This is a genomic window from Pyxidicoccus sp. M6 (assembly GCF_055568925.1).
On record NZ_CM145714.1, the window covers coordinates 7,702,915 to 7,722,556 of the forward strand.

Here is a 19,642-nt window from a genome sequence, read left to right on the forward strand (position 1 = left end):
GCCGCGCGAGTGGATGGAGCTTGAGGGGACCATCGCCAGGTAGACTTCCTGTCAAGCTTGTAAATCATTGAATTCATGCACAATCGGTACGGTCCGTGGTTTGCTCCTCGAACGGCTTCAAGTTCGAGGAGGGCAACGGGATGACACGGAATCGATGGACGCAGTTCCTTCTGTCCGGCGTGCTCGCGGGAGCGCTGTCCGGGTGCGCGGAGCCCGGCGACGCGCAGGAATCGCAGGTGGCCCAGCAGCCCCTCGCCCTGGCCCCGAGCGCGTTGATCATCATCACGCCGTCCATGGTGCACCTCGACACGGTGCGCCCGGCGAAGGGCAACTACGACGCCCTCTTCGACGAGCAGACGCTGATTGGCGACCCACGCGCGGGGTCGACCTTCAAGCCAGCCACCGAATGGTCGACCCCGAGCTGGGTGGGCACGGACTATCCGATGGGGTTCTACGTCGACCTCGGCCAGGAGTACGACGTGACTGAGGTCGGCGTCTTCGACACGTTCAACTCCGACACCGCATACTTCGACGTGGGCTCGCCGGGTGCGTGGACCTCCGTCGTGACGTTCCCGACGAATCTGTACGAGCGGTGGAAGCTCTTCCCCATCACCGCGCGCACCCGCTACGTCCGCTTCACGCGGAACATGTTCGCGAGCGTGAATGAACTCGTCATCTACGGCGCCCCCGTCGATGGCCAGCCTCCAGCGAACCAGGCGCCCACCGTCTCCGCGGGCACGGACCAGACGGTGACGCTGCCCACCGCGTCGGCCACGCTCTCCGGCACGGCGAGCGACGCCGACGGCACCATCGCCGCCCGCCAGTGGACGCAGCTCTCCGGGCCGAGCACCGCGACGCTCGCCAATGCCACGTCACTCACAGCCACGGCGTCGGGGCTCGTCACGGGTGTCTATGAGTTCCAGCTCACCGTCACCGATGACGACGGAGCCAGCGCCTCGTCGAAGACGAAGGTGACGGTGAACCCCCCGCCGAGCGGGCGAGGCACCACGATTGAGGTCTACAAGTCGTCCTCCACTCCCGGAGGCTTCGGCCACGTCGTCTACCTGCCACCCGGCTACGAGGCGGGCTCGAACTGGCCCATCGTCTTCTTCCTGCACGGCGTCGGGCAGCGAGGCGACGGCGGTCCCACGCAGCTCCCCTGGGTGCGGCAGCAGGGCCCGCAGCGGCTCATCGACAACGAGGGGAAGGACTTCCCCTTCATCCTCGTGTCGCCCCAGACGGGCCCGAACGGTCAGTGGAGCGCGTACGAGATGCAGTACTACCTGGACCCGTTCATCGAATTCATCCTGGCGAAGTACAAGACCGACCGGAAGCGCGTCTACCTGACGGGGCTCAGCCTGGGCGGCAGTGGCACGTGGGACTACGCGTCCATCTTCCCGACGAAGCTCGCGGCCATCCTCCCCGTCTGCGGAGGCTCCTGGGGCGCGAATGCCACCGACGCCTCAGAGATGATTGCCGGGGGACTCGCCATCTGGTCGGCCCACGCGAAGAATGACGGCACCATCCTGTACACGGCTACCGCGAGCTGGTTCACCGAGCTGGGCAAGGCGATGGGCGGCACGGGCGGAGTGCTGGACACATACACCGCGCCGGCGGCCTGGCAGACCGCGTTCTTCCGACCGGCCACGGGCAAGTGGGAGTGGGTCAACGGGCAGACGGCCACGGACTCGACGGGCGCGGGGCCCGCGAAGCCCGTGCTCTTCACGCTGTACGACGCTGGCGGCCACGAAATCTGGGACCGCATGTACAAGGACCCGCAGGTCTGGAACTGGCTGCTCGCGCAGCACAAGCCGTAGCCGCAACGCGGCTCACGCCGGAGCCACGAAGGCCACGTAGCCGGCGACGGCGAGCATGCAGAGACCGAACGTCCAGCCCTGGATGCGCATGGCGCGCTCGGAGCGGAAGCGTCCCAGGATGAGCTTCCCTCCATAAATCCATGGGAAGTGGCACACCACGCAGACGGCGAGGAACGCCACCGAGAGCATCGCCGTCTGTGTGAACAGCGGGCGCGCCGGGTCCAGGAACTGGGAGAACATCACCACAACCATCGAGTGGATCTTCGGATTGAGGGCGACCACCAGGAAGCCCTCGCCGTACCCGAGCCGCGCCGGTTCCTCGCTCACACCACCGGACGACGCGGTGGAGCGGAAGAAGCCCCACGCGAGGTAGAGCAGGTACACCACCCCGCCCCACTTCAGCACCGGGTGCAGCCAGGGGATTCCGTGCAGCACGCGCCCCAGCCCGAAGCCATAGAGGGCGCAGAGCGCGACGTTGGCCACCTCGAAGCCGAGCCAGAAGGCCAGCGAGCCCCGGATGCCGAAGCGCCCGCCCGCCGTGGCGAGCACCGTGTTGCCCGGTCCGGGACTGAACACCATGGGCACCGTGTAGCCCAGGAACAACCACCACACTTCCGCTGTCATGTGCGCCGACTCCCTCGCGCGTGCGTCGCGCGTTTCACTGCGCACGACAAACACCGTTTCGAGGCGAGTCCCCAGCGAGCTATCCTCGCGCGCTCGATAAAGGGAGTTCATCGAGCATGCGCCGCATTCCCCCGCTCGGCGCCCTCCGCGCCTTCGAAGCCGGAGCGAGGCACCTGAGCTTCACCCGCGCCGCCGCCGAACTGTGCGTTACGCAGGCCGCCATCAGCCATCAGGTGCGCCAGCTCGAGGACTGGCTCGGCGTCTCGCTGTTCGAGCGCCGCGGCCATGAGCTGCGCCTCACCGCGAAGGGCGCCGCGTACCTCCGCGAGCTGACGCCCGCATTCGACCGCATGTCCGAGGCCACCGCGCGTCTGTACGAGCGCGCGCAGGGCCCGCTGCGAATCACGGTGCTGCCCGCCTTTGCCTCGTGCTGGCTGCTGCCCCGGCTGGAGCGCTTCCGCGCGCAACACCCGGACATCGAGCTCCACCTCCACAGCTCCGCCGAGCTGTGGGACTTCCTTGATGACCGCTTCGACATGGGCATCCGCTCCGGCCTGGGCCGCTGGACGGGGCTCAAGGCGGAGCAGCTTGCGCGGGAGGCGCTCAGCCCCGTGTGCACGCCCGCGCTCGCGAAGAAGCTCCGCTCGCCCGGCGACTTGAAGAAGGTCCGCATCCTCCACGACACGCCGAAGGATGGCTGGCGCCGGTGGCTGGACTTCGCGGGCGTCGAAGGCGTGGACGCCGAGTCGGGCCCCGCGTTCAACGACGCCAGCCTCGTGCTCCAGGCCGCGCGCCAGGGCGAAGGCGTGGCCCTGGGGCGGCTGTTCCTCGCGTCCGAGGACCTGAAGGCCGGCCGTCTCGTGCAGCCCTTCGCGAAGGCGATGCCCAACGACTTCAGCTACTGGCTCGTCCACCCGCGTCCCCTGTCAGGCCGTGGCGACGTGGCCGCATTCAAAGCCTGGCTGCTCGCCGAGGCGGGGGCCCTCCCCTTGACACCTTAGGGGAGCCTGGGACACGCTCCCCTAAAACGTTGAGGGGAGAGCCGGGGACATGGCGGACGCGTCGCTGGAGCTGGTGCAGGGCACGCTGGACGTGCTCATCCTGAAGAGCCTGTCGTGGGGACCGCGGCACGGCTACGCGGTGGCGGAGTCCATCGGCGAGCGCAGCGGCCAGGTGCTGAAGGTGGAGGAAGGCGCGCTCTACCCCGCGCTGCACCGGCTGGAGAAGCGCGGCCTGCTCGAGGCGGAGTGGGGCCTGTCCGAGAACAACCGCCGCGCGAAGTTCTACAAGCTCACCTCCGCCGGCCGCGCGCACCTGCGCGCCCAGGCCCAGACGTGGACGCGCTACGCCACCGCGGTGTCTCGCGTGCTCGAAGCCTCCTGAGGGCCGCCATGCAACTGCCTGACGGCTTCAAGCGCCTGCTCAAGCTCACTGTACGCCCGCGCGCGGTGGAGCAGGACGTGGAGGACGAGCTGCGGTTCCACCTGGAGATGCGCACGGAGAAGCTCCAGCGCGAGGGCCTCTCCCCCGCCGAGGCACACGAGACGGCCCGGCGCGAGTTCGGAGACCTGGAGCACGTGCGCGCCGAGTGCGTGCGACTGGGACACGAGAGGGAGAAGGAGATGAAGCGGAGCCTGTTCCTGGATGCGCTCGTGCAGGACGTGCGGTACGCGCTGCGGACGCTGCGCAAGGCGCCCGCGTTCTCCCTCGTCGCGGTGCTCACGCTGGCGCTGGGCATCGGCGCCACCACCGCGCTGTTCAGCGTGGTGCGGGGCGTGCTGCTCAAGCCGCTCCCCTTCCCCGCTCCGGAGCGGCTCGTGCGCCTGTGGCAGGCGAGCCCGCAGCAGGACCTTCCGCGCGTCAGCGTCTCGCAGAATGACCTGGAGGACTGGAAGGCGCGGCAGCACAGCTTCGCCAGCCTGGGCGCGTGGTGGCACGTGGAGAACATGTCCGGCGTGGACCTGAGCGGGCTCGGAGACCCGGAGCAGCTCGAGGCCACGTTCGTGACGGACGGCTTCTTCTCCACGCTGGGAGCGGCGCCACAGCTCGGCCGCGCCATCCTCCCGGAGGAGAACGTGCCGGGCCAGGACGCGGTGGTGGTGCTCAGCCATGGCTTCTGGACGCGGCGGTTCGGCGCGGACGCTTCGCTCGTCGGCCGCAGCATCACCCTGGACGGCGTCCCTCACACGGTGGTGGGCATCATGCCGCCCTCCTTCACCTTCCCCGCCGAGCGGATGGACGTGTGGCTGCCGTTGTCCAACATCCCGGAGAGCGGCATCCCCCGCCAGCGCTTCAATCGCTTCCTCAACGTGGTGGGCCGCCTCGCGCCCGGCGTGACGCTGGAGGCCGCGCGCGTGGAGCTGGGAGGCATCTCCCGGCAGCTCGCGGAGCAGTATCCGGACAGCAATGGCCAGGCCGCCGGCATCACCGCCATTCCCCTGCATGAGGCGGTGACGGGCGACGTGCGCGCGGGCCTGCTGGTGGTGCTGGGCGCGGTGGGGCTGCTGCTGCTCATCGCCTGCGCCAACGTGGCCAACCTGCAGCTCGCTCGTGCCACGCTGCGCGAGCGGGAGCTGGCGGTGCGCGCGGCGCTGGGCGCGGGGCCGGGGCGGCTCGTGCGCCAGTTGCTCACGGAGAGCGGGGTGCTCGCGGGGCTGGGCGGTGCGCTCGGCGTGGGGCTGGCGGTGTGGGGCACGGAGGCGCTGGTCGGCCTCTCGGTGCATCAGCTTCCCCGGATGCATGACGTGCGGGTGGATGGCGCGGTGCTGGCCTTCGCCGCCGGTGCCACGCTGCTCACGGGCCTCTTGTTCGGACTGCTGCCCGCGCTGCGCGCGAGCGGTACCCGACTGGAGCCGGTGCTGAAGGCGGGTGCGCGCGGGACGGTGGGTGCGAGTGGAGCGCGGCTGCGGGGCATTCTCGTCGTCGCGGAGGTGGCCATCGCGGTGGTGCTGGCCACCGGCGCGGGGCTCGCCACGCGCAGCCTCGCGAGGATGCTGGCGGAGGACCCGGGCTTCCGGGCGGAGGGCGTCGCGGTGGTGAGCTTCTCCGTCCCCGCTTCGCGGATGGACCAGATTCGTCCCTACTTCGCCGAGGTGCTGGAGCGAGTCCGCGCCGTTCCGGGCGTCGAGTCCGCCGCCCTCGTGAAGCACCTGCCGCTGGAGAGCACGGGCGAGCCCATCACCTTCACTCGCCCGGGCAATCCCGACGACGCGGCAAATTCGCTGCGCGCGATGAGCATGTTCGTGAGCACGGACTACTTCCGCACCATGGGCATTCCCCTGCTCGCGGGCCGAGTCCACGAGCCCACGGACACGGCAGACCGGCCCGTGGCGTTGGTGGTGAACCAGACGTTCGCGCGGCGCTACTTCCCGGGCGAGGAGGCCGCCGGCAAGACTGTGCGCCTCGGTGATTCGGAGTTTCCCATCGTCGGCGTGGTGGGTGACGTGCGACAGGCGGGTCTGGCGGAGCCGGCACCTCCGCTCGTGTACATCCACGTGCAGCAGTTCTCCCGCTCCTTCACCAATCTGGTCCTGCGCGGGAAGGGAGCGCTTCTGCCCATGGCCACCGCCGCGCGCCAGGCCATCTGGTCGATTGAGCCGAACCAGACCATCGCCCGCATCACCACGCTGGAAGCCGTGGCGAGCGAGGCGGTGACGCGCCCTCGCCTGCTGTCGGTGATGCTGGGGTTGTTCGCGGTGCTGGGGCTCGCGCTCGCGGCGGTGGGCATCTACGGCGTGCTGGCGTACACGGTGAGCCAGCGGCAGCGGGAGATGGGCGTGCGGCTGGCGCTCGGAGCGAAGCCGGCGGACGTGCTGCGGCTCGTGGTGACGAGCGGCATGCGGCTCGCGGGGACGGGAATCGCGGTGGGCGTTGTCGGAGCGCTGGTGCTGGCTCGGGTGATGGGCAGCATCCTCTACGGCGTCGCGCCGCATGACCCGCTCACCTTCGGTGGTGTCATGGCACTGCTGCTCGGCGTAGCGCTGTTGGCCTGCATCATCCCCGCGCGCCGCGCCATGCGCGTGGACCCGGCGGTGACGCTGCGGGGGGAGTGAGTTTTCGGTTCAACGCGAAGCCCGGCGCTGGGCTTCCTCCACCGCCCGACCAATCGCGGCGGAGTCCGGGAGGATGCGCCTCGCCTGGTCCGCCACCTCCATTGCAGCATCCAGCTTGTCCTGTTGCCCCAGCGCGTGAATCCATCCCGCCCACGCGTCTTCCAGCAGTGACAATGCCGCGCTTGCAGCGGAGGCGAACGCAGCCTCCGCGTGCTCCGGTGCATTGCGCGCGGTGGCGAGGAAGCGCCCCAACTCGATGAGCGGCTCCGGCGCTCCGGCGGAGACATCCGCCGCGCTGCGCAGGGCACGCTCGGCCTCGTCGAGGCGGGCCTCGGGCTCGGCGGCCTGCTCGCGGTGGAGCAGGCACGTCCGGCCCAGGGCCAGCAGGTTGGGAACGAAGGCCGGGCAGGCCTCCGCCACCTCGCGGTACGCGTCGAGCCGGCGCTCACCCTCCACCGGCTCCGCGTTCGCCGCCTTCCACTTCCTGCGCAACTCCTGGGGACTCGGGTGCGTGCTCATGCCCGCACTCTAGGGCCTCGAGGCGCGCCGTGCTCAGGGCTGGTTCGGGTCGCCGATGCCCTTGAACGGATTGAACGTGTACGTCGTGGAGAAGCGCGAGGCCGGGCTGAAGTAGTACGCCGCGAGCTTCGCCGGGTCGTAGGCGAGGTCGCCGCGGACAATCGGGCCGTCGTTCTGATCGTCCCAGCCCCACGGCGAGTTCGCCGAGTTCGACGTGCACTGCCCCGCCACCGAGCCGCAGCCACCGCCCGTGTCGCCGCGGAACGTGCCATCGGACGCGAAGAGCTCGGACTGCGCGCGGCGCGGCCACAGCCCTTCCGAGCCGTACATGTCCAGCAGCTTGTAGCGCACGTCCGAGTCCGTGGCCGACGACGGCTCCTCCGCCGTGGTCAGCGAGGGGAAGTACTTCACGCCGTCACCGACGATGTCGTACGCCGGCCACGCCTTTAGCCCGTGGCCCTTCGCCTCCTGCGCGGTGATGGGGTGCAGCACGCCCTCGAAGGACAGGTACGACAGCTTGCCGTCCACCGTCTCCGCGCCCGAGGTGATGGGGCTGCCATCCGGCACGAACGAGAAGAAGTCCTTGTGCGCCACCGTCACCGCGCCGATGAGCGTGCCGTACTCGGTGCCGTTGCGCTCGACGATGAGCAGCACGCCCTCGGCGTCGTTCTCGTGCTCGGAGTCGAAGATGTTGTCGGCCCAGTCGCGCGGGTGGAAGAAGGTGTACGTGAGGTACCAGTGCGTGCTCGTCTCCACGAGCGACTGGTACGCGTGCGCCGTCAGCGCGCGCGAGCCCGTGTTGTCCCAGTTGTTCGTCCCGCTCCAGTCCCCGTCGAAGTCCACGCGGGTGAGGTAGTCCGACCTACCGCTGAGCGAGTGCGAGCCCGTCACGTCCACGTCCTGGTAGTGCACGGGCGCCCAGCGCTTCGCGAGCGCGGCGCGGAACGCGGTGGAGGTCGGGCCACCCGCGAGGGCCCAACTGGACTCGCCCAGCTCGTCTCCTTCCAGCGACTCGGGACCGCAGGCGGACAGCAGCATCAGCGCGGCCGGGACGAAGGCCTGCGCGAGGACACCACGAAGACGACGGACGGAAAGCATGAGGGACCCTCCCTTTCAGGCGGATCCCTACTCGATTTCTGGATTAACTGACTAACGCGATTTTGCCGTTTGCGGACTTTTTACGGCCACTGGAGCAAGTGCCAGCTTTGTCAATACGACGCGGTGACGCCCCAGTGGAGGCTGGAGTACGTCTCCTCAGCCACGCCGCCGGCCTGCCAGCCGGTGCGGGTGCCGGCGCCGGTGAAGGTGTCCTGGAAGCGCGACAGGCTGAAGCGGACGGAGTAGCCGAACGGGCCCCAGACCTCACCCGCCACGCCCACTTCCGCCTGCCAGCCGGTGCTGGACACCTTCGTGCCGTAGTCGCTGACCTCCAGGCCCAGCGCGCCGCCCTCGTCGTCGAAGCCCTCGCCCGGCTTCGGGCCGATGAAGAGCTGCCCCGCGCCCTCCAGCCGCACCGCGCGCAGGAGCGGCACGGAGAACTCCAGGCCCACCGCGGGGAACAGCCGGTGCGTGCCCGGGAGCGGGCTCTCCGCGGACTCGTCCACGTCGAACGAGTGCGTGAGCAGACCCGCGCGCAGCCCCGCGTAGCCGAGCAGCTGCTTCGACTGCCCCATGCCGAAGTAGTAGCGGTACATCGCCTGCGCGGTGAGCACCGAATCGGTGGCCGTCACCTCGCGCGTCACCGACTGCCCCGCATCCCCCACCAGCGTCACGTCAGTGGACGCATACCCACGCCGGTAGCCCAGCACCGCGCCCAGGCCGCGCACCGCCGACTCCTTGCGCGCCAGCGGCAGCAACTCCAGCTCCGCGGAGATGCCGAGGTACGGCACCGATGACGAGTAATCCACCGTGTCGCCGAGCTGACTTCCCTCCGCCTTCCGGTCGAACTCGGCGCAGGACTTCACGCCGGGGCGCGCGCAGTACTTGCGCCACGTCGTCGTGCCTCCGAGGAAGAGCCGCGCCAGCGGCGGGCGCACCAGCTCGTCGCCCACCGTGCCGCCGGAGCCCGTGTCCAGCACCACCTCCAGGAACGGGGCCGTCGTGGCGCGCGACTCAGGGCCCGCCGCCATCGTCTTCACCGGAGCGCGGGAACCAGGCGCCTGGGCCAGGGCTGGCGGATTCTTCGGCGCATCCGCCCCGGCCGTGGCCGAGCCCTCCACGTGAGGCCGCGAGGCCGGGGGCGCCGACTCCTCCCGCTCGATGACGGAGGCCTGCGCCGACGGAGAGGCCAGCACCACTGCCAGGGCGAACACCATGCCCCAGCGGACCATCGCGTGTTCGGTGTTCATCATTCCGGGGCGAGGTTCACCCACCCCGAATGCGATGTCCAGGCTCCAAGCCCAAGGTCCACGCGCCAGGCATGGGGGCCAGAAGCCCCCTATCCGCTCAGGCGTTCACCGTCGCCGGAGTGCCCAGGGCCGGCCCATCCACCGACACTGCCACGGGCTCCACCGCTTCCGGCGACAGGGACGGAGACGAGTCCGCTGCCGCCTGCGTGGCCGCGAGGTGCTCCGCGCGGCCGATGCCGAGGAAGTCACGCCGGTAGATGCGCACCATGGCCATGAAGATGGAGGCGATGAGCGGCCCCACCAGCAGCCCCATCATCCCGAACACCGCCAGCCCGCCAAACATCGACAGGAAGACGAGCAGCGGGTGCAGCGCCATGCGCGCCCCGCACAGCTTCGGGCGGATGACGTTGTCGATGCTGCCCACCAGGAAGGTGCCCCACGCCAGGAGGAACACGCCCTCCGTCACCCGATTCACCGCGATGAGCACCACGCCAATAGGCCCCCACACCAGCGCCGTGCCGCCCACCGGCACCAGCGCCACCAGCACCATGGCCGCGCCCCACACGCCCGCGTGCGGCACCCCGGCGATGAGCAGCCCCACGAAGCCCACCGCGCCCTGGATGAGCGCCGTCACCGTGTTGCCGTAGATGATGGCGTACGCGACGTCCGTGAACTCGCGCGCGAAGGCCTCGAAGTAGCGCTTGTCCAGCGGGACGAGGCGCATCACCTCGGACACCAGCCGGCGGCCGTCGAGGAAGAAGTAGTACATGGCCACGGTCATCAGGAACATGTTGACGACCAGCTCCGCGCCCGCGCTCACCACGTCACCAAGCAGCGCCGCGCCGCCCGTCACCGCCGTCATCAGCGCGCGCTCCGCCTCCGCGCTCTCCGGGTCGAAGTGGATGTGGCGGCTCAGCCCCCGGGGCAGCGTGGAGACGAACTGGTGACGCAGGTCCACCTGCTCCAGCAGGTCCTGCGCCTGCCCCACGAACTGGAGCAGCTCGCGCGCCACCATCCATCCCACCAGCGCCAGCGGCGCGAGGATGAGCAGGAACACGCTGAGGGTGGACAACCCGGCCGCCAGCGACTTGCGGCCCCGCAGCTTCTGGCTCAGGTAGTCCTGCACCGGCATGAAGAGGACGACCAGGAAGCCGCCCAGCAACACCGGCATGAGAAACGGAAGAAGAATCCGAGAGAAGAGAATCAAAGCCAGGGCAAAGAGCCCCGCGAATACATAGTTCGACCAGCGCCGAGTATCACCCACCGCCCACCCCACCCCGCCCGCCCCCGCGGGCCCCACCAACCCCTCCCCAAGCTAGGAACCGCGCTTCCCACCGGGAAGTCCGGCTTCACACCCCGCCGAGGATCAACCATGACTTCTGGACGTTTCATGCCTGCGCTGCTCACCGCCGTGCTGTCCCTCGGGGCTTCCGCCTGCGGGAACGGGACCTCCCCCTGCACGGACTGCCCGGCCATCGAGGGCCGCTACCGGATGGGCTTCGGGGACGCGGGCGCGCCCGCCGAGTGCACACAGATGGGCGTGGACCTGCCCCGGGGCCAGCCGCTGGACATCGCCCGTACGGGGGATGCGCTCACGGGCTCGCTGGTGGGGGTGCCCCTACAGGGCACGGTGTCGGCCCAGGGGACCTTCAACCTGGCGGGGAGCGCCGCGGGCACCCCGGACGGGGGCAGCAGCAGCAGCTTGAGCCTGACGGGCTTCTTCACGCCCCCGGTAGAGGATGGCGGAACGGCCTCGCTGGCGGGGACCTACACCGGCAACTTCATGCGCGCCGGGACGAACGGACCCCAGCGCTGCAACATCGTCAGCCCGTTCTCGGCGACCCGGGAGTAGCACCTCGGGCCGCTCGAGCACGGAGGCTGGTTACTTCTTCTTCTCGCCGGCGGCCTTCGCCTCGGCCTTCTGCTTCTTGGCCCGCTTCTTCCAGGCCTGCTTGATCTTCATCTGCACGCGACGGTGCTTGCTCTTGCTGCGGGCCATCTGTGACTCCTGCGCTCCGGAACGGAGCCGTGAAAAAAGACGCGCTTAACTATCAGAACCGGATGGGCTCCCGGAAGAGGAACCCTCTGGAGGGGTCTCCGAAGGGGTCTCTGAAGGGGACTCCGGAGAATCGTCCGGGGCCGGACGGGTGGGGAATGGAATGCCCTCCGCCCCTCTCACCTGGGTGGGTCGGGCGGACGACACCGTCACCTCCCCCTCCCGGTCCTCGTCGCTCGGCCGCTCGCGGGACGCGGGGGCGCTGGTCTGCTGGGGGCGCTTCTTCACCGAGGCGAAAATGGGCTTGAAGGCGTCCAGGGCCCGGCGGACCTCGTCCAGGGGCAGCGCCGGGCTGTGGTTGCCATTCACCCCCGTCATGGACGTGGCCATGCACATGGCGTTGAGGATGGCCTCCTCGGTGGCCTCCATCACCGCCTCGTAGAGGGGGTCCAGCCGCTGATCCAGGAGGATCTTCAGCTTGTAGACCATCTTCTGCGTGCGCCGGGGAATGATGTTCGCGGTGGAGAAGCCGACCACGATTTCGCCCGAGCCGTGCGCCGCGTAGCTACCCACCCGGCCGATGCCCAGCGCCACGCGCTTGCACAGGCGGTTGATTTGATGGCTCAGCAGCGGCGCGTCCGTGGCCACCACGGCGATGATGCTGCCGTAGGTGTGGCCGCGCTTGGGGGTGTCCTTGAACTTCTCGGCCAGCACCTCGCCCACGGGTAGGCCGCCCACGCGCAGGTTGTGCATCTTCCCGAAGTTGGACATCACCAACACGCCCAGCGTGTAGCCGCCGAGCACCTCCGGCAGCTTCCGCGACGACGTGCCGATGCCGCCCTTGAAGTCGCACGTCAGCATGCCGGTGCCGCCGCCCACGTTGCCCTCGGCGACGGGGCCGCTGGCGCAGTTGCGGATGGCCTCGAAGACGTGCTCCTCCCGCACGTGGCGGCCGGAGATGTCGTTGAGCCACGAGTCGTCGCACTCGCCCACCACGGGGATGATGACGTCGTGCTCGTCGCCGATGCCCGGGTTGCGCTCCACCATGTAGCGGGCCACGCCGTCCGACACCGCGCCCACCGCCATGGTGTTGGTGAGGAGGATGGGCGTCTCAATCAGGCCCCACTCCATGAGCTGCGTCATGCCGGAGACTTCGCCCGCGCCGTTGAGCACGAAGCCGCCGCCCGTCATGCGCTCCATGAAGATGTTGCCGTTGTTGGGGAGGATGGCCGTCACGCCGGTGCGCACCGGGCCATGGCCGGGCCGCAGCGGGCCCTCGCCCTTGATGATGGTGCTGTGGCCGACGAGGACGCCGTCCACGTCGGTGATGGCATTGAACTTCCCGGGCTTGAAGCGCCCCAGCGGGAGGCCCAGGTCGCGCGCGCGCACGCGAGGGCCGTTTTCCTCGGGAATGTGCACCATAGACGGCGGACAGTAACCGACCCCCTCCCACCGTCAACCACTCCGCGCATGCCACGCCGGGGGGCGTCCACGCATGCGGCCCCGGCCCGTCAGGTGGGCGGGCGAAAAGACGACGCCCCGGCCCGCCGCCAGGAAGGCGGACACGGGACGGGGCGCGAGGTCCTTCAGCCGGAGCGCGTGGGCGTCAGGCCTTGGCTTCCATGCGCGTGGGCGGCTCACCGTGCGAGGACGAGCCGTTGCCACCGTTGGAGCTGGACACCGGGCTCGACGCGGCCGACGTCTGCGTGGCGCCCTGCTCTTCCGCGCCCTTGCGCAGCACCGTCGAGGGCGTCTCGGTGGCCGCGCGCCTCGCCTCGCGCTCCTTGTAGCGGCGGATGGCGGGGGCCATGATTTCACCGATGAGCGTCCGGTAGTCCATGCCAGCGCCCTGCGCGATGAGCACCAGGTCGCTCCAGCCCGGCGTCAGGCCCGGCAGCGGGTTGCACTCGATGAAGTAGATGCGGCCCTTGTCGTCCATGCGGAAGTCGATGCGCGCGACGTCGCGGCACCCCAGCGCCATGAACGAGCTGCGCGCCGCCGTGCGCAGCTTCTCCAGCAACGCGGGCTCCAGCTTCGCGGGCGCGTCGTACCGGATGCGGTCCGTCCAGTCGAGCTTGTGCTGGAAGCTGTAGACGGGGTTCTTCTCCTCCTTGTCGAGGAAGACGATCTCCATCGGCGGCAACACGCGCGGGCGGCGCTCGCCCAGGAGGCCCACGGTGAACTCGCGCCCGCCGATGTACTCCTCGATGAGCGCGGGCTGCTGGTACTTGCCGGCAATCTCGCGCACCACCTCGCGCAGCTCCGCCTCGCTGTGGCAGACGCTCTTGGTGACGACGCCCTTGGAGCTGCCCTCCGCCACCGGCTTCACGATGAGCGGGAAGCTGGTGAACTCCTTGTTGAGGCGCTCCTTGCCCGTGGCCATGAGCTGGAAGTTGGGCGTGAGGATGCCGGCCTGACGGACGATCTTCTTCGCCAGCGCCTTGTCCAGGGCGATGGACAGCGTCGCCGGGTCCGAGCCCGTGTACGGGATGTCCAGCAGCTCCAGCAGGGCCGGGACCTGGCTCTCGCGGTTGCGGCCCTTGAAGCCCTCCGCGATGTTGAACACCACGTCCAGCGGCGTGCTGGCCAGCACCGTGGGCAGCTCCGGGGTGGCCTCCAGGTCGATGACCTCGTGGCCCCAGGACGCAATGGCCTCGCGGATGGCCTGCAGCGTGTTGGGCGAGTCGTACTCGGCCTCGCTGTCCTCCACCGACTCGTTCGTGGCCGTGGGCTTCACGCGCTTGACGTTGTAGGTGAAGCCCACGCGAAGCGGGCCCGTCTTGCGCGCCGGCTTGCCCTGGCGCCGCGCGGAGTCCTTGATTTTGTTCCGCTTCGCCGCGCTCTGGATGATGGAGTTGATGACGCCGTCGAAGTGCAGGCCGTCCAGCTCCGCCGAGGCGTAGATGCCCGCGCCCGGCTCCAGGCTGGGCAGCGCGTTGATTTCGAGGAAGTACGGCACGCCCGCGTCGCTGAGGCGGAAGTCGATGCGGCCGAGGTCGCGGGTGTCGAGCGCCTGGAAGATCTTCTGCGCCATCTTCCGGACGTCTTCCGCCGTGCGGGCCGGAATCTGCGCGGGCGCGCGCACGCTGACAGCGCTCTCCCGCTTCGTCTTCAGCTCGTAGTCGTAGATGGCGTACTTGCGGCCCGCGGTAACGGCCGGGTCCACCACGTACTCCACCGGCGTGAGCACGCCGTCGTAGTCGTTGTCCACGGCGGCCAGGAACGGCACCGTCAGGTCGCGGCCGGTGATGTACTCCTCCACCAGCACGCCGGCGGGGTACTTCTCCAGCGCGGCGGCCACCTTGGTGCGCACCTCGTCCAGCGTCTCCGCGATGGAGTCCTGGGTGATGCCCTTCGAGGAGCCCTCGAAGTTGGGCTTCACGATGACGGGGAAGCGCAGGTTCTCCGCGGTCAGCTCGCTGAGCTTCTCCACGTACTGCCAGCCCGGGGTGCGGATGCCCTGCTTGGTGAGGACGAGCTTGGTGAGCTGCTTGTCCAGCGTCAGCGCCAGCGCGTACGCGTCCGAGCCCGTGTACGGGAAGCCGAGCTCGTCGAAGAGCGCCGGGTAGAAGGCCTCGCGGAAGCGGCCACGGCGCCCCTCCGCGGTGTTGAAGATGAGGTCCGGGCTGTAGGCCTCCAGCCGCGCCACCGTGCGCGACGCGGGACCGCTGACCTCGAAGCGCTCCAGACGGTGACCGAGGCGCTCAATCGCCGCGGCCAGTGCGTTGACCGTCTCCTGGGTGTCGAACTCCGCTTCTTCTTCCGAATCAGACAGCCTGAGGTTGTGGGTCAGCGCGATGCGCACGGTTGCCCCTTTCTCTTCTTGAACGAGCGACCGCGGCGCACCTTCGCCGCGGACATGATTCTCCCCGGTGCTCGCTGATGAGCCACCGGCGTGCGGGCTGCAACGGTTGCGCCCGCGACAACCTTCCCGTCCACCACCTGCGTCTGGGCCCAGGTGTCACCGAGCCGCCAGCCGAGCGGGTCTCTCACCACGCGCCACGCCTCGACGCCGCCGATGACGAGCAGCCCGCCCACCATGGCCACGAAGCCCAGCGGCGCGGGCATCATCCCCAGGAGGACGATGAGCGCGAGCGGCGCGTTGCGCAGCGTGCTGTCGCGGTGGCGCGCCGCCGAGCGCGTCGGCAGGTGCATCACCTTCACGCCGAAGATGCGCTTGCCCACGCTCTGGCCCTGAATCATGCCGTCCGCCAGCAGCAGGAAGAGCAGCGCCACCACCATGCCGGCGCCGCCGCACACCACGTACAGGCCCCAGGCCACCGCGACGTCCACCACGCGGGCGCCCAGGCGCAGGACGAGAGACGCCTTCGGGTACGGCGAGCCGGGCTCCGCCGCGTCGTCGGGGACGACACGCAGCACCCGGCTTCCCCCGCGGCCTCCCGTCATGAAGACGCGTTCGCGCTCGGTACTCACTCCTCGGGCTCCAAGGTGAGTCCCTCCTCGTGGGGCTCGGGCTCGTCGAGGCCCGCAAGCCGGGCCAGGCGCTCGTGCGCACTCAATGGGTGGAATGGCGGCGCGGACCACTCGGCGTGCTCCCGCGCCTGTCCCGCCGCGAGCGCCGCCGTGGGGCTGCCCGTCTCGGACATGCGCAAGAGGCGCTCGCGCGCGGCGTCCTCGTCATGCCGGGCGGGGGCACCCTCGCGGGTGAAGAAGACGAAGGCCATGGCCGGCCGCTTGGAGGCCTCACGCATGGCGAACTGCACGCCGTCCAGGTTCCAACCCTTGCCCGTCCACTCGTTGAGGGTGCGCTCCAGCGTGCCCTCGTCCACCGTGGACAGCTCCACCACTTTGTACTGCAACGGCCCGGGCGCGCGAATCACCGCGGAGCGTCCGCTCCCGGGGCGCTGGCCGGCCCTCCGCCGACGTTGGGGCGGGGGCTTCTCGGACTTGCGTGCGGGACGCTTCTTCTTGGTGGGCATCTTGCGCGGTTCATTTGGACGCAATGCGCGGTGAGGATCAAGTCCTCGCCGCGCGACATGCGTCCGGTTGTCGCCTACAGGAGCTTCGCGGCCTCCAGGGCGTGGTAGGTGATGATGAGGTCCGAGCCCGCGCGCTTGATGGACGTCAGCGTCTCCAGCATCACCCGCTCGTAGTCAATCCACCCGTTCTGCCCGGCGGCCTTGAGCATGGAGTACTCGCCGGAGACGTTGTAGCTGACCACGGGGAGCTCGAAGCGCTCCTTCACGGCGCGGATGATGTCCAGGTAGGCCAGCGCGGGCTTGACCATGATGAGGTCCGCGCCCTCTTCCACGTCGAGGGCCACTTCCTTCAGGGCCTCGCGCACGTTGCCGGGGTCCATCTGGTAGCCGCGGCGGTCGCCCGTCTTCGGCGTGCTCTGGGCGGCCTCGCGGAAGGGGCCATAGAAGCCGGAGGCGTACTTGGCCGCGTAGGCGAGGATGGGCACGTCCACGAGGCGGACCTCGTCCAGCGCGCGGCGGATGGCGGCCACGCGCCCGTCCATCATGTCCGAGGGGGCGATGATGTCCGCGCCGGCCTGGGCGCAGGTGACGGCCATCTGGGCCAGCAGCGGCAGCGTGGCGTCGTTGACGACGTGTCCCTCCTCCAGGATGCCGCAGTGGCCGTGGTCCGTGTACTCGCACAGGCACACGTCGGCGATGACCTGGAGGTCCGGCTCGGCCGCCTTGATTTCACGGATGGCGCGCTGGACGATGCCGTCCTTCGCATACGCCTGGGTGCCCTGCGCGTCCTTGTGGTTCGGGATGCCGAAGAGGATGACGGACGGGACGCCCAGGGACTTCGCCTGCTTCGCCTCGGCGACGGCGTGCTCGAGGGACAGGTTGAAGATGCCCGGCATGGAGGCGATGGGGCGGCGCACGTCCCGGCCTTCCACGACGAAGAGCGGATAGATGAAGTCGCCCGGGGACAGGCGCGTCTCGCGCACCATGTCTCGCAGGACGGGGTTACGACGGAGGCGACGGGGACGGTGGATGGGAAAGGCCATGACGGTCGCCGGTATAAACCGGCGGCGTCCGGCATTCATCGTTTCCGTACCCCTGCCCGGCTGCTCAGCCTGCGACGAGCCGCCAGCTCTGCTGATGGCGTGCCTGCTCCCGCGCGTACCGCGTGGCGCGGCGCTCCGCGATGTCCGCCTCGTGCAGCGCCCGGGCATAGCGGACGCGCGCAGCCTCGGTGCCCGCCTTCAGCCCCTGCTCCGCCGCCTCCAGCTCACGACGGGCCTCCTGAAGCTGCTGCTCGACGCGGTTCTCGGACGCCATGTGCCTCTTCCTCCTTGGGGGTGTGGAAACTGCCCGCTACGTCTGCACGGGTCGGACCATGGAGCTCCAACTGCGCCAAGCTCGCGGAACGACGAGGTGTCGCGGCGCGGCAGAGACGGAAAGGGTGCGAAACCCGTTTCTCAGGTGCGCGAAGGTGCCGTCGCGGAGGAAGGCACGGGTGCTCCCCCGGCCGCACGCCCTGCGCCGGAGGTGGCGAGGCAATCGCCGCCGGGCCCGCTCGTCTACAGTCGTGACCGTGACAGCCAGCGTGCCAGCCATCGAAGTGAGGGGCCTGCGAAAGACGTACCGCCGCGCCTTCCGCAGGACGGGGAACGATGCCCTCAAGGGCATGGATTTGACGGTGCCCGAGGGGAGCGCCTTCGGGCTCATCGGCCCCAACGGCGCGGGCAAGACGACGTTCATCAAGAGCATCCTCGGCATCGTCCAGCCCACCGCGGGCACGGTGCGCGTGTTGGGCGGCTCGCCGGAGGACCCGCGCATCCGCGCGCGCATCGGCTACCTGCCTGAGCGGCTGCACCTGCCGGGCGCATGGACGGCGACGGCCTTCCTGTCCACCGTCCGACGCTTGAAGGGCCTGAAGTCGGATGCGCAGGAGAATGCGCGCCTGCTGGAGCGCGTGGGCCTGACGGACGCGGCGGGCCGGAAGATTGGCGGGTACTCCAAGGGCATGCGGCAGCGGCTCGGCCTGGCGGCCGCGCTGGTGGGCGCCCCGGCCCTGCTGATTCTCGACGAGCCCACGGACGGCATCGACCCCATGGGCCGCCTGGAGGTGCGCCGGATTCTCCTGGAGGAGGTGCGTAAGGGCACCACCCTCTTCCTCAACTCGCACCTGCTGGCGGAGACGGAGCGCGTGTGCAACCGCGTGGCCATCCTCGCGGACGGTCGCGTGGTGCGCGAGGGCCGGCTGGAGGACCTGGCGCGCGGCGGAGCCCGGTGGATGGTGCGCTTCGCGCCCGGCGTGGACGCGGCGGCGCTGGCGCCCGCGGGCTTCTCACGAGGCAACGCGGAGGGGGTCTTTCACGTGGACGCGGAGGACCCGGCGGCGCTCAACGCGGCGTTGGACCGGGCGCGCGCGGCGGGGGCGCTGCTCGTCGAATTGCGGAGGGACGGGACTGATTTGGAGTCCGTGCTGCTGGGGACGGTGGCCCCGGGTGCGATGGGGGTGGCGGCATGAATCCGGTGTTGGGAATCGCGGGGTACGTGCTGCGCGAGGCGATGTCGCGCAAGTTCATCCTCGCCTTCGTCGTGGGCATCACGCTGGTGCTGTCGGTGGTGGCGCTGAGCCTGCGGCTGGACGTGGTGGATGGGGCGCTGGCGGCGTCGCGGCTGTTCGGCGAGGAGATTCGCGCCAGCATCCGCTCCGTCGACGTGGCGCTGCGGCCCGTGTACACGGCGGCGGCGTTCATCGTGTTCTACGGCGGCATCCTGTTCGGCATCGTCGCGTGCTCGGACTTCGCGCCGTCGCTGATGTCGCCGGGGCGAATCGAGCACCTGCTCGCGCTGCCGATTCAGCGCTGGCACCTGCTGGCCGGGACGTTCCTGGGCGTCATGGCGCTGGCGCTGGGCGGGACGCTGTATGGCACCACGGGGCTGGTGCTCATCTTCGGTGTGAAGGCGGGGTACTGGACGGCGGGGCCGCTGATTGCGGGGCTCATGGCGTGCGTGGGCTTCGCGGCGGTGTACGCGGTGATGCTGACGACGGCGACGCTGGTGCGCAGCGCGGCGCTGAGCGCGGCGTCGGGGTTCCTGTTCCTCATCGGCGGCATCATCGCGGGGTTCCGGCAGCAGATTGCCTCGGCCTTCGAGGACGGCCTCAGCCGGCGCATCTTCGAGGGCGTGACGCTGATGCTGCCGCGCCTGTCGTCGCTGGCGCAGGCCGCGGGAGACATCGCCGCGTCCACGCCGCTGGAGGTCCACTCCCTGGGGGCGATGCTCACGGGAGTGCTGGTGTTCGGGCTGGGCGCGCTGGCCGTGGGGTTCTGGCGCTTCGAGGGAAAGGACTACTGAC

General features: G+C 69.8%; 19 protein-coding genes. 7 read left to right on the forward strand and 12 right to left on the reverse strand.

The genetic code is table 11. The features are described 5' to 3' along the window. Positions 1-140: 140 nt before the first annotated feature. Complete coding sequence (locus tag ACVTJA_RS30285; RefSeq protein WP_465824961.1) at positions 141-1,817, forward strand: carboxylesterase family protein; 1,677 nt, start codon at positions 141-143, stop codon at positions 1,815-1,817. A gap of 12 nt (positions 1,818-1,829) precedes the next feature. Here ACVTJA_RS30285 and ACVTJA_RS30290 read toward each other — a convergent pair whose 3' ends face one another. After that, positions 1,830-2,441 carry a LysE family translocator gene (locus tag ACVTJA_RS30290; RefSeq protein WP_465824963.1) on the reverse strand — a complete coding sequence of 204 codons (612 nt, stop codon included), beginning with the start codon at positions 2,439-2,441 and terminating at the stop codon, positions 1,830-1,832. Positions 2,442-2,557: 116 nt separating this feature from the next. On the opposite strand from ACVTJA_RS30290, the gene gcvA reads away from it, so the two are divergent. From gcvA to ACVTJA_RS30305, 3 genes are read left to right on the forward strand one after another with little or no spacing between them, the layout of a single operon-like run. Then, positions 2,558-3,442 (forward strand): transcriptional regulator GcvA, encoded by an 885-nt coding sequence (gcvA, locus tag ACVTJA_RS30295; protein ID WP_465824966.1) that lies wholly within the window; start codon positions 2,558-2,560, stop codon positions 3,440-3,442. 49 nt (positions 3,443-3,491) lie between these two features. Continuing rightward, complete coding sequence (locus tag ACVTJA_RS30300; protein WP_465824968.1) at positions 3,492-3,824, forward strand: PadR family transcriptional regulator; 333 nt, start codon at positions 3,492-3,494, stop codon at positions 3,822-3,824. A gap of 8 nt (positions 3,825-3,832) precedes the next feature. Beyond that, on the forward strand, positions 3,833-6,493 hold the full coding sequence (locus ACVTJA_RS30305) for an ADOP family duplicated permease (RefSeq protein WP_465824971.1): 2,661 nt from the start codon (positions 3,833-3,835) through the stop codon (positions 6,491-6,493). A 9-nt stretch (positions 6,494-6,502) separates the two neighbouring features. Here the strand turns inward: ACVTJA_RS30305 and ACVTJA_RS30310 are convergent, their stop codons facing one another. From ACVTJA_RS30310 to ACVTJA_RS30325, 4 genes are all read right to left on the reverse strand, one after another. Next, on the reverse strand, positions 6,503-7,012 hold the full coding sequence (locus ACVTJA_RS30310; RefSeq protein ID WP_465824974.1) for a hypothetical protein: 510 nt from the start codon (positions 7,010-7,012) through the stop codon (positions 6,503-6,505). A gap of 33 nt (positions 7,013-7,045) precedes the next feature. Beyond that, positions 7,046-8,110 (reverse strand): hypothetical protein, encoded by a 1,065-nt coding sequence (locus ACVTJA_RS30315; protein ID WP_465824977.1) that lies wholly within the window; start codon positions 8,108-8,110, stop codon positions 7,046-7,048. Positions 8,111-8,220: 110 nt separating this feature from the next. Next, positions 8,221-9,363: a hypothetical protein gene (locus tag ACVTJA_RS30320; RefSeq protein WP_465824979.1), complete on the reverse strand. Its 1,143-nt coding sequence runs from the start codon at positions 9,361-9,363 to the stop codon at positions 8,221-8,223. 94 nt (positions 9,364-9,457) lie between these two features. Then, on the reverse strand, positions 9,458-10,624 hold the full coding sequence (locus ACVTJA_RS30325; RefSeq protein WP_465824982.1) for an AI-2E family transporter: 1,167 nt from the start codon (positions 10,622-10,624) through the stop codon (positions 9,458-9,460). 108 nt (positions 10,625-10,732) lie between these two features. Between ACVTJA_RS30325 and ACVTJA_RS30330 the strand changes: the two genes are divergently transcribed. After that, positions 10,733-11,212 (forward strand): hypothetical protein, encoded by a 480-nt coding sequence (locus ACVTJA_RS30330; RefSeq protein WP_465824984.1) that lies wholly within the window; start codon positions 10,733-10,735, stop codon positions 11,210-11,212. 30 nt (positions 11,213-11,242) lie between these two features. On the opposite strand, the gene ACVTJA_RS30335 is transcribed toward ACVTJA_RS30330, so the two are convergent. The 7 genes from ACVTJA_RS30335 to ACVTJA_RS30365 all read right to left on the reverse strand — a co-directional run bounded on the left by ACVTJA_RS30335 (position 11,243) and on the right by ACVTJA_RS30365 (position 17,613). Beyond that, positions 11,243-11,359: an aminopeptidase gene (locus ACVTJA_RS30335; RefSeq protein ID WP_169350912.1), complete on the reverse strand. Its 117-nt coding sequence runs from the start codon at positions 11,357-11,359 to the stop codon at positions 11,243-11,245. Between the two features lie 45 nt (positions 11,360-11,404). Next, on the reverse strand, positions 11,405-12,778 hold the full coding sequence (locus tag ACVTJA_RS30340; RefSeq protein ID WP_465824986.1) for a DmpA family aminopeptidase: 1,374 nt from the start codon (positions 12,776-12,778) through the stop codon (positions 11,405-11,407). 184 nt (positions 12,779-12,962) lie between these two features. Further along, positions 12,963-15,161: a D-alanine--D-alanine ligase family protein gene (locus ACVTJA_RS30345; protein ID WP_465824988.1), complete on the reverse strand. Its 2,199-nt coding sequence runs from the start codon at positions 15,159-15,161 to the stop codon at positions 12,963-12,965. Next, positions 15,146-15,790 (reverse strand): RDD family protein, encoded by a 645-nt coding sequence (locus tag ACVTJA_RS30350; RefSeq protein WP_465824990.1) that lies wholly within the window; start codon positions 15,788-15,790, stop codon positions 15,146-15,148. Before ACVTJA_RS30350 ends, ACVTJA_RS30345 begins: the two co-directional genes overlap by 16 nt. Then, positions 15,787-16,296, reverse strand: a complete 510-nt coding sequence (locus ACVTJA_RS30355) for a hypothetical protein (RefSeq protein ID WP_465824992.1) — start codon at positions 16,294-16,296, stop codon at positions 15,787-15,789. Before ACVTJA_RS30355 ends, ACVTJA_RS30350 begins: the two co-directional genes overlap by 4 nt. 74 nt (positions 16,297-16,370) lie before the next feature. Then, complete coding sequence (gene hemB / locus ACVTJA_RS30360; RefSeq protein WP_465824995.1) at positions 16,371-17,339, reverse strand: porphobilinogen synthase; 969 nt, start codon at positions 17,337-17,339, stop codon at positions 16,371-16,373. A 64-nt stretch (positions 17,340-17,403) separates the two neighbouring features. Then, positions 17,404-17,613 carry a hypothetical protein gene (locus tag ACVTJA_RS30365; RefSeq protein WP_465824997.1) on the reverse strand — a complete coding sequence of 70 codons (210 nt, stop codon included), beginning with the start codon at positions 17,611-17,613 and terminating at the stop codon, positions 17,404-17,406. 268 nt (positions 17,614-17,881) lie between these two features. On the opposite strand from ACVTJA_RS30365, the gene ACVTJA_RS30370 reads away from it, so the two are divergent. Further along, positions 17,882-18,808, forward strand: coding sequence for an ABC transporter ATP-binding protein (locus ACVTJA_RS30370; RefSeq protein ID WP_465824998.1), 927 nt, complete (start codon positions 17,882-17,884; stop codon positions 18,806-18,808). Next, positions 18,805-19,641: an ABC-2 transporter permease gene (locus tag ACVTJA_RS30375; RefSeq protein ID WP_465825001.1), complete on the forward strand. Its 837-nt coding sequence runs from the start codon at positions 18,805-18,807 to the stop codon at positions 19,639-19,641. The genes ACVTJA_RS30370 and ACVTJA_RS30375 overlap by 4 nt, the downstream gene beginning before the upstream one ends. The last annotated feature ends 1 nt before the right edge of the window (position 19,642 follow it).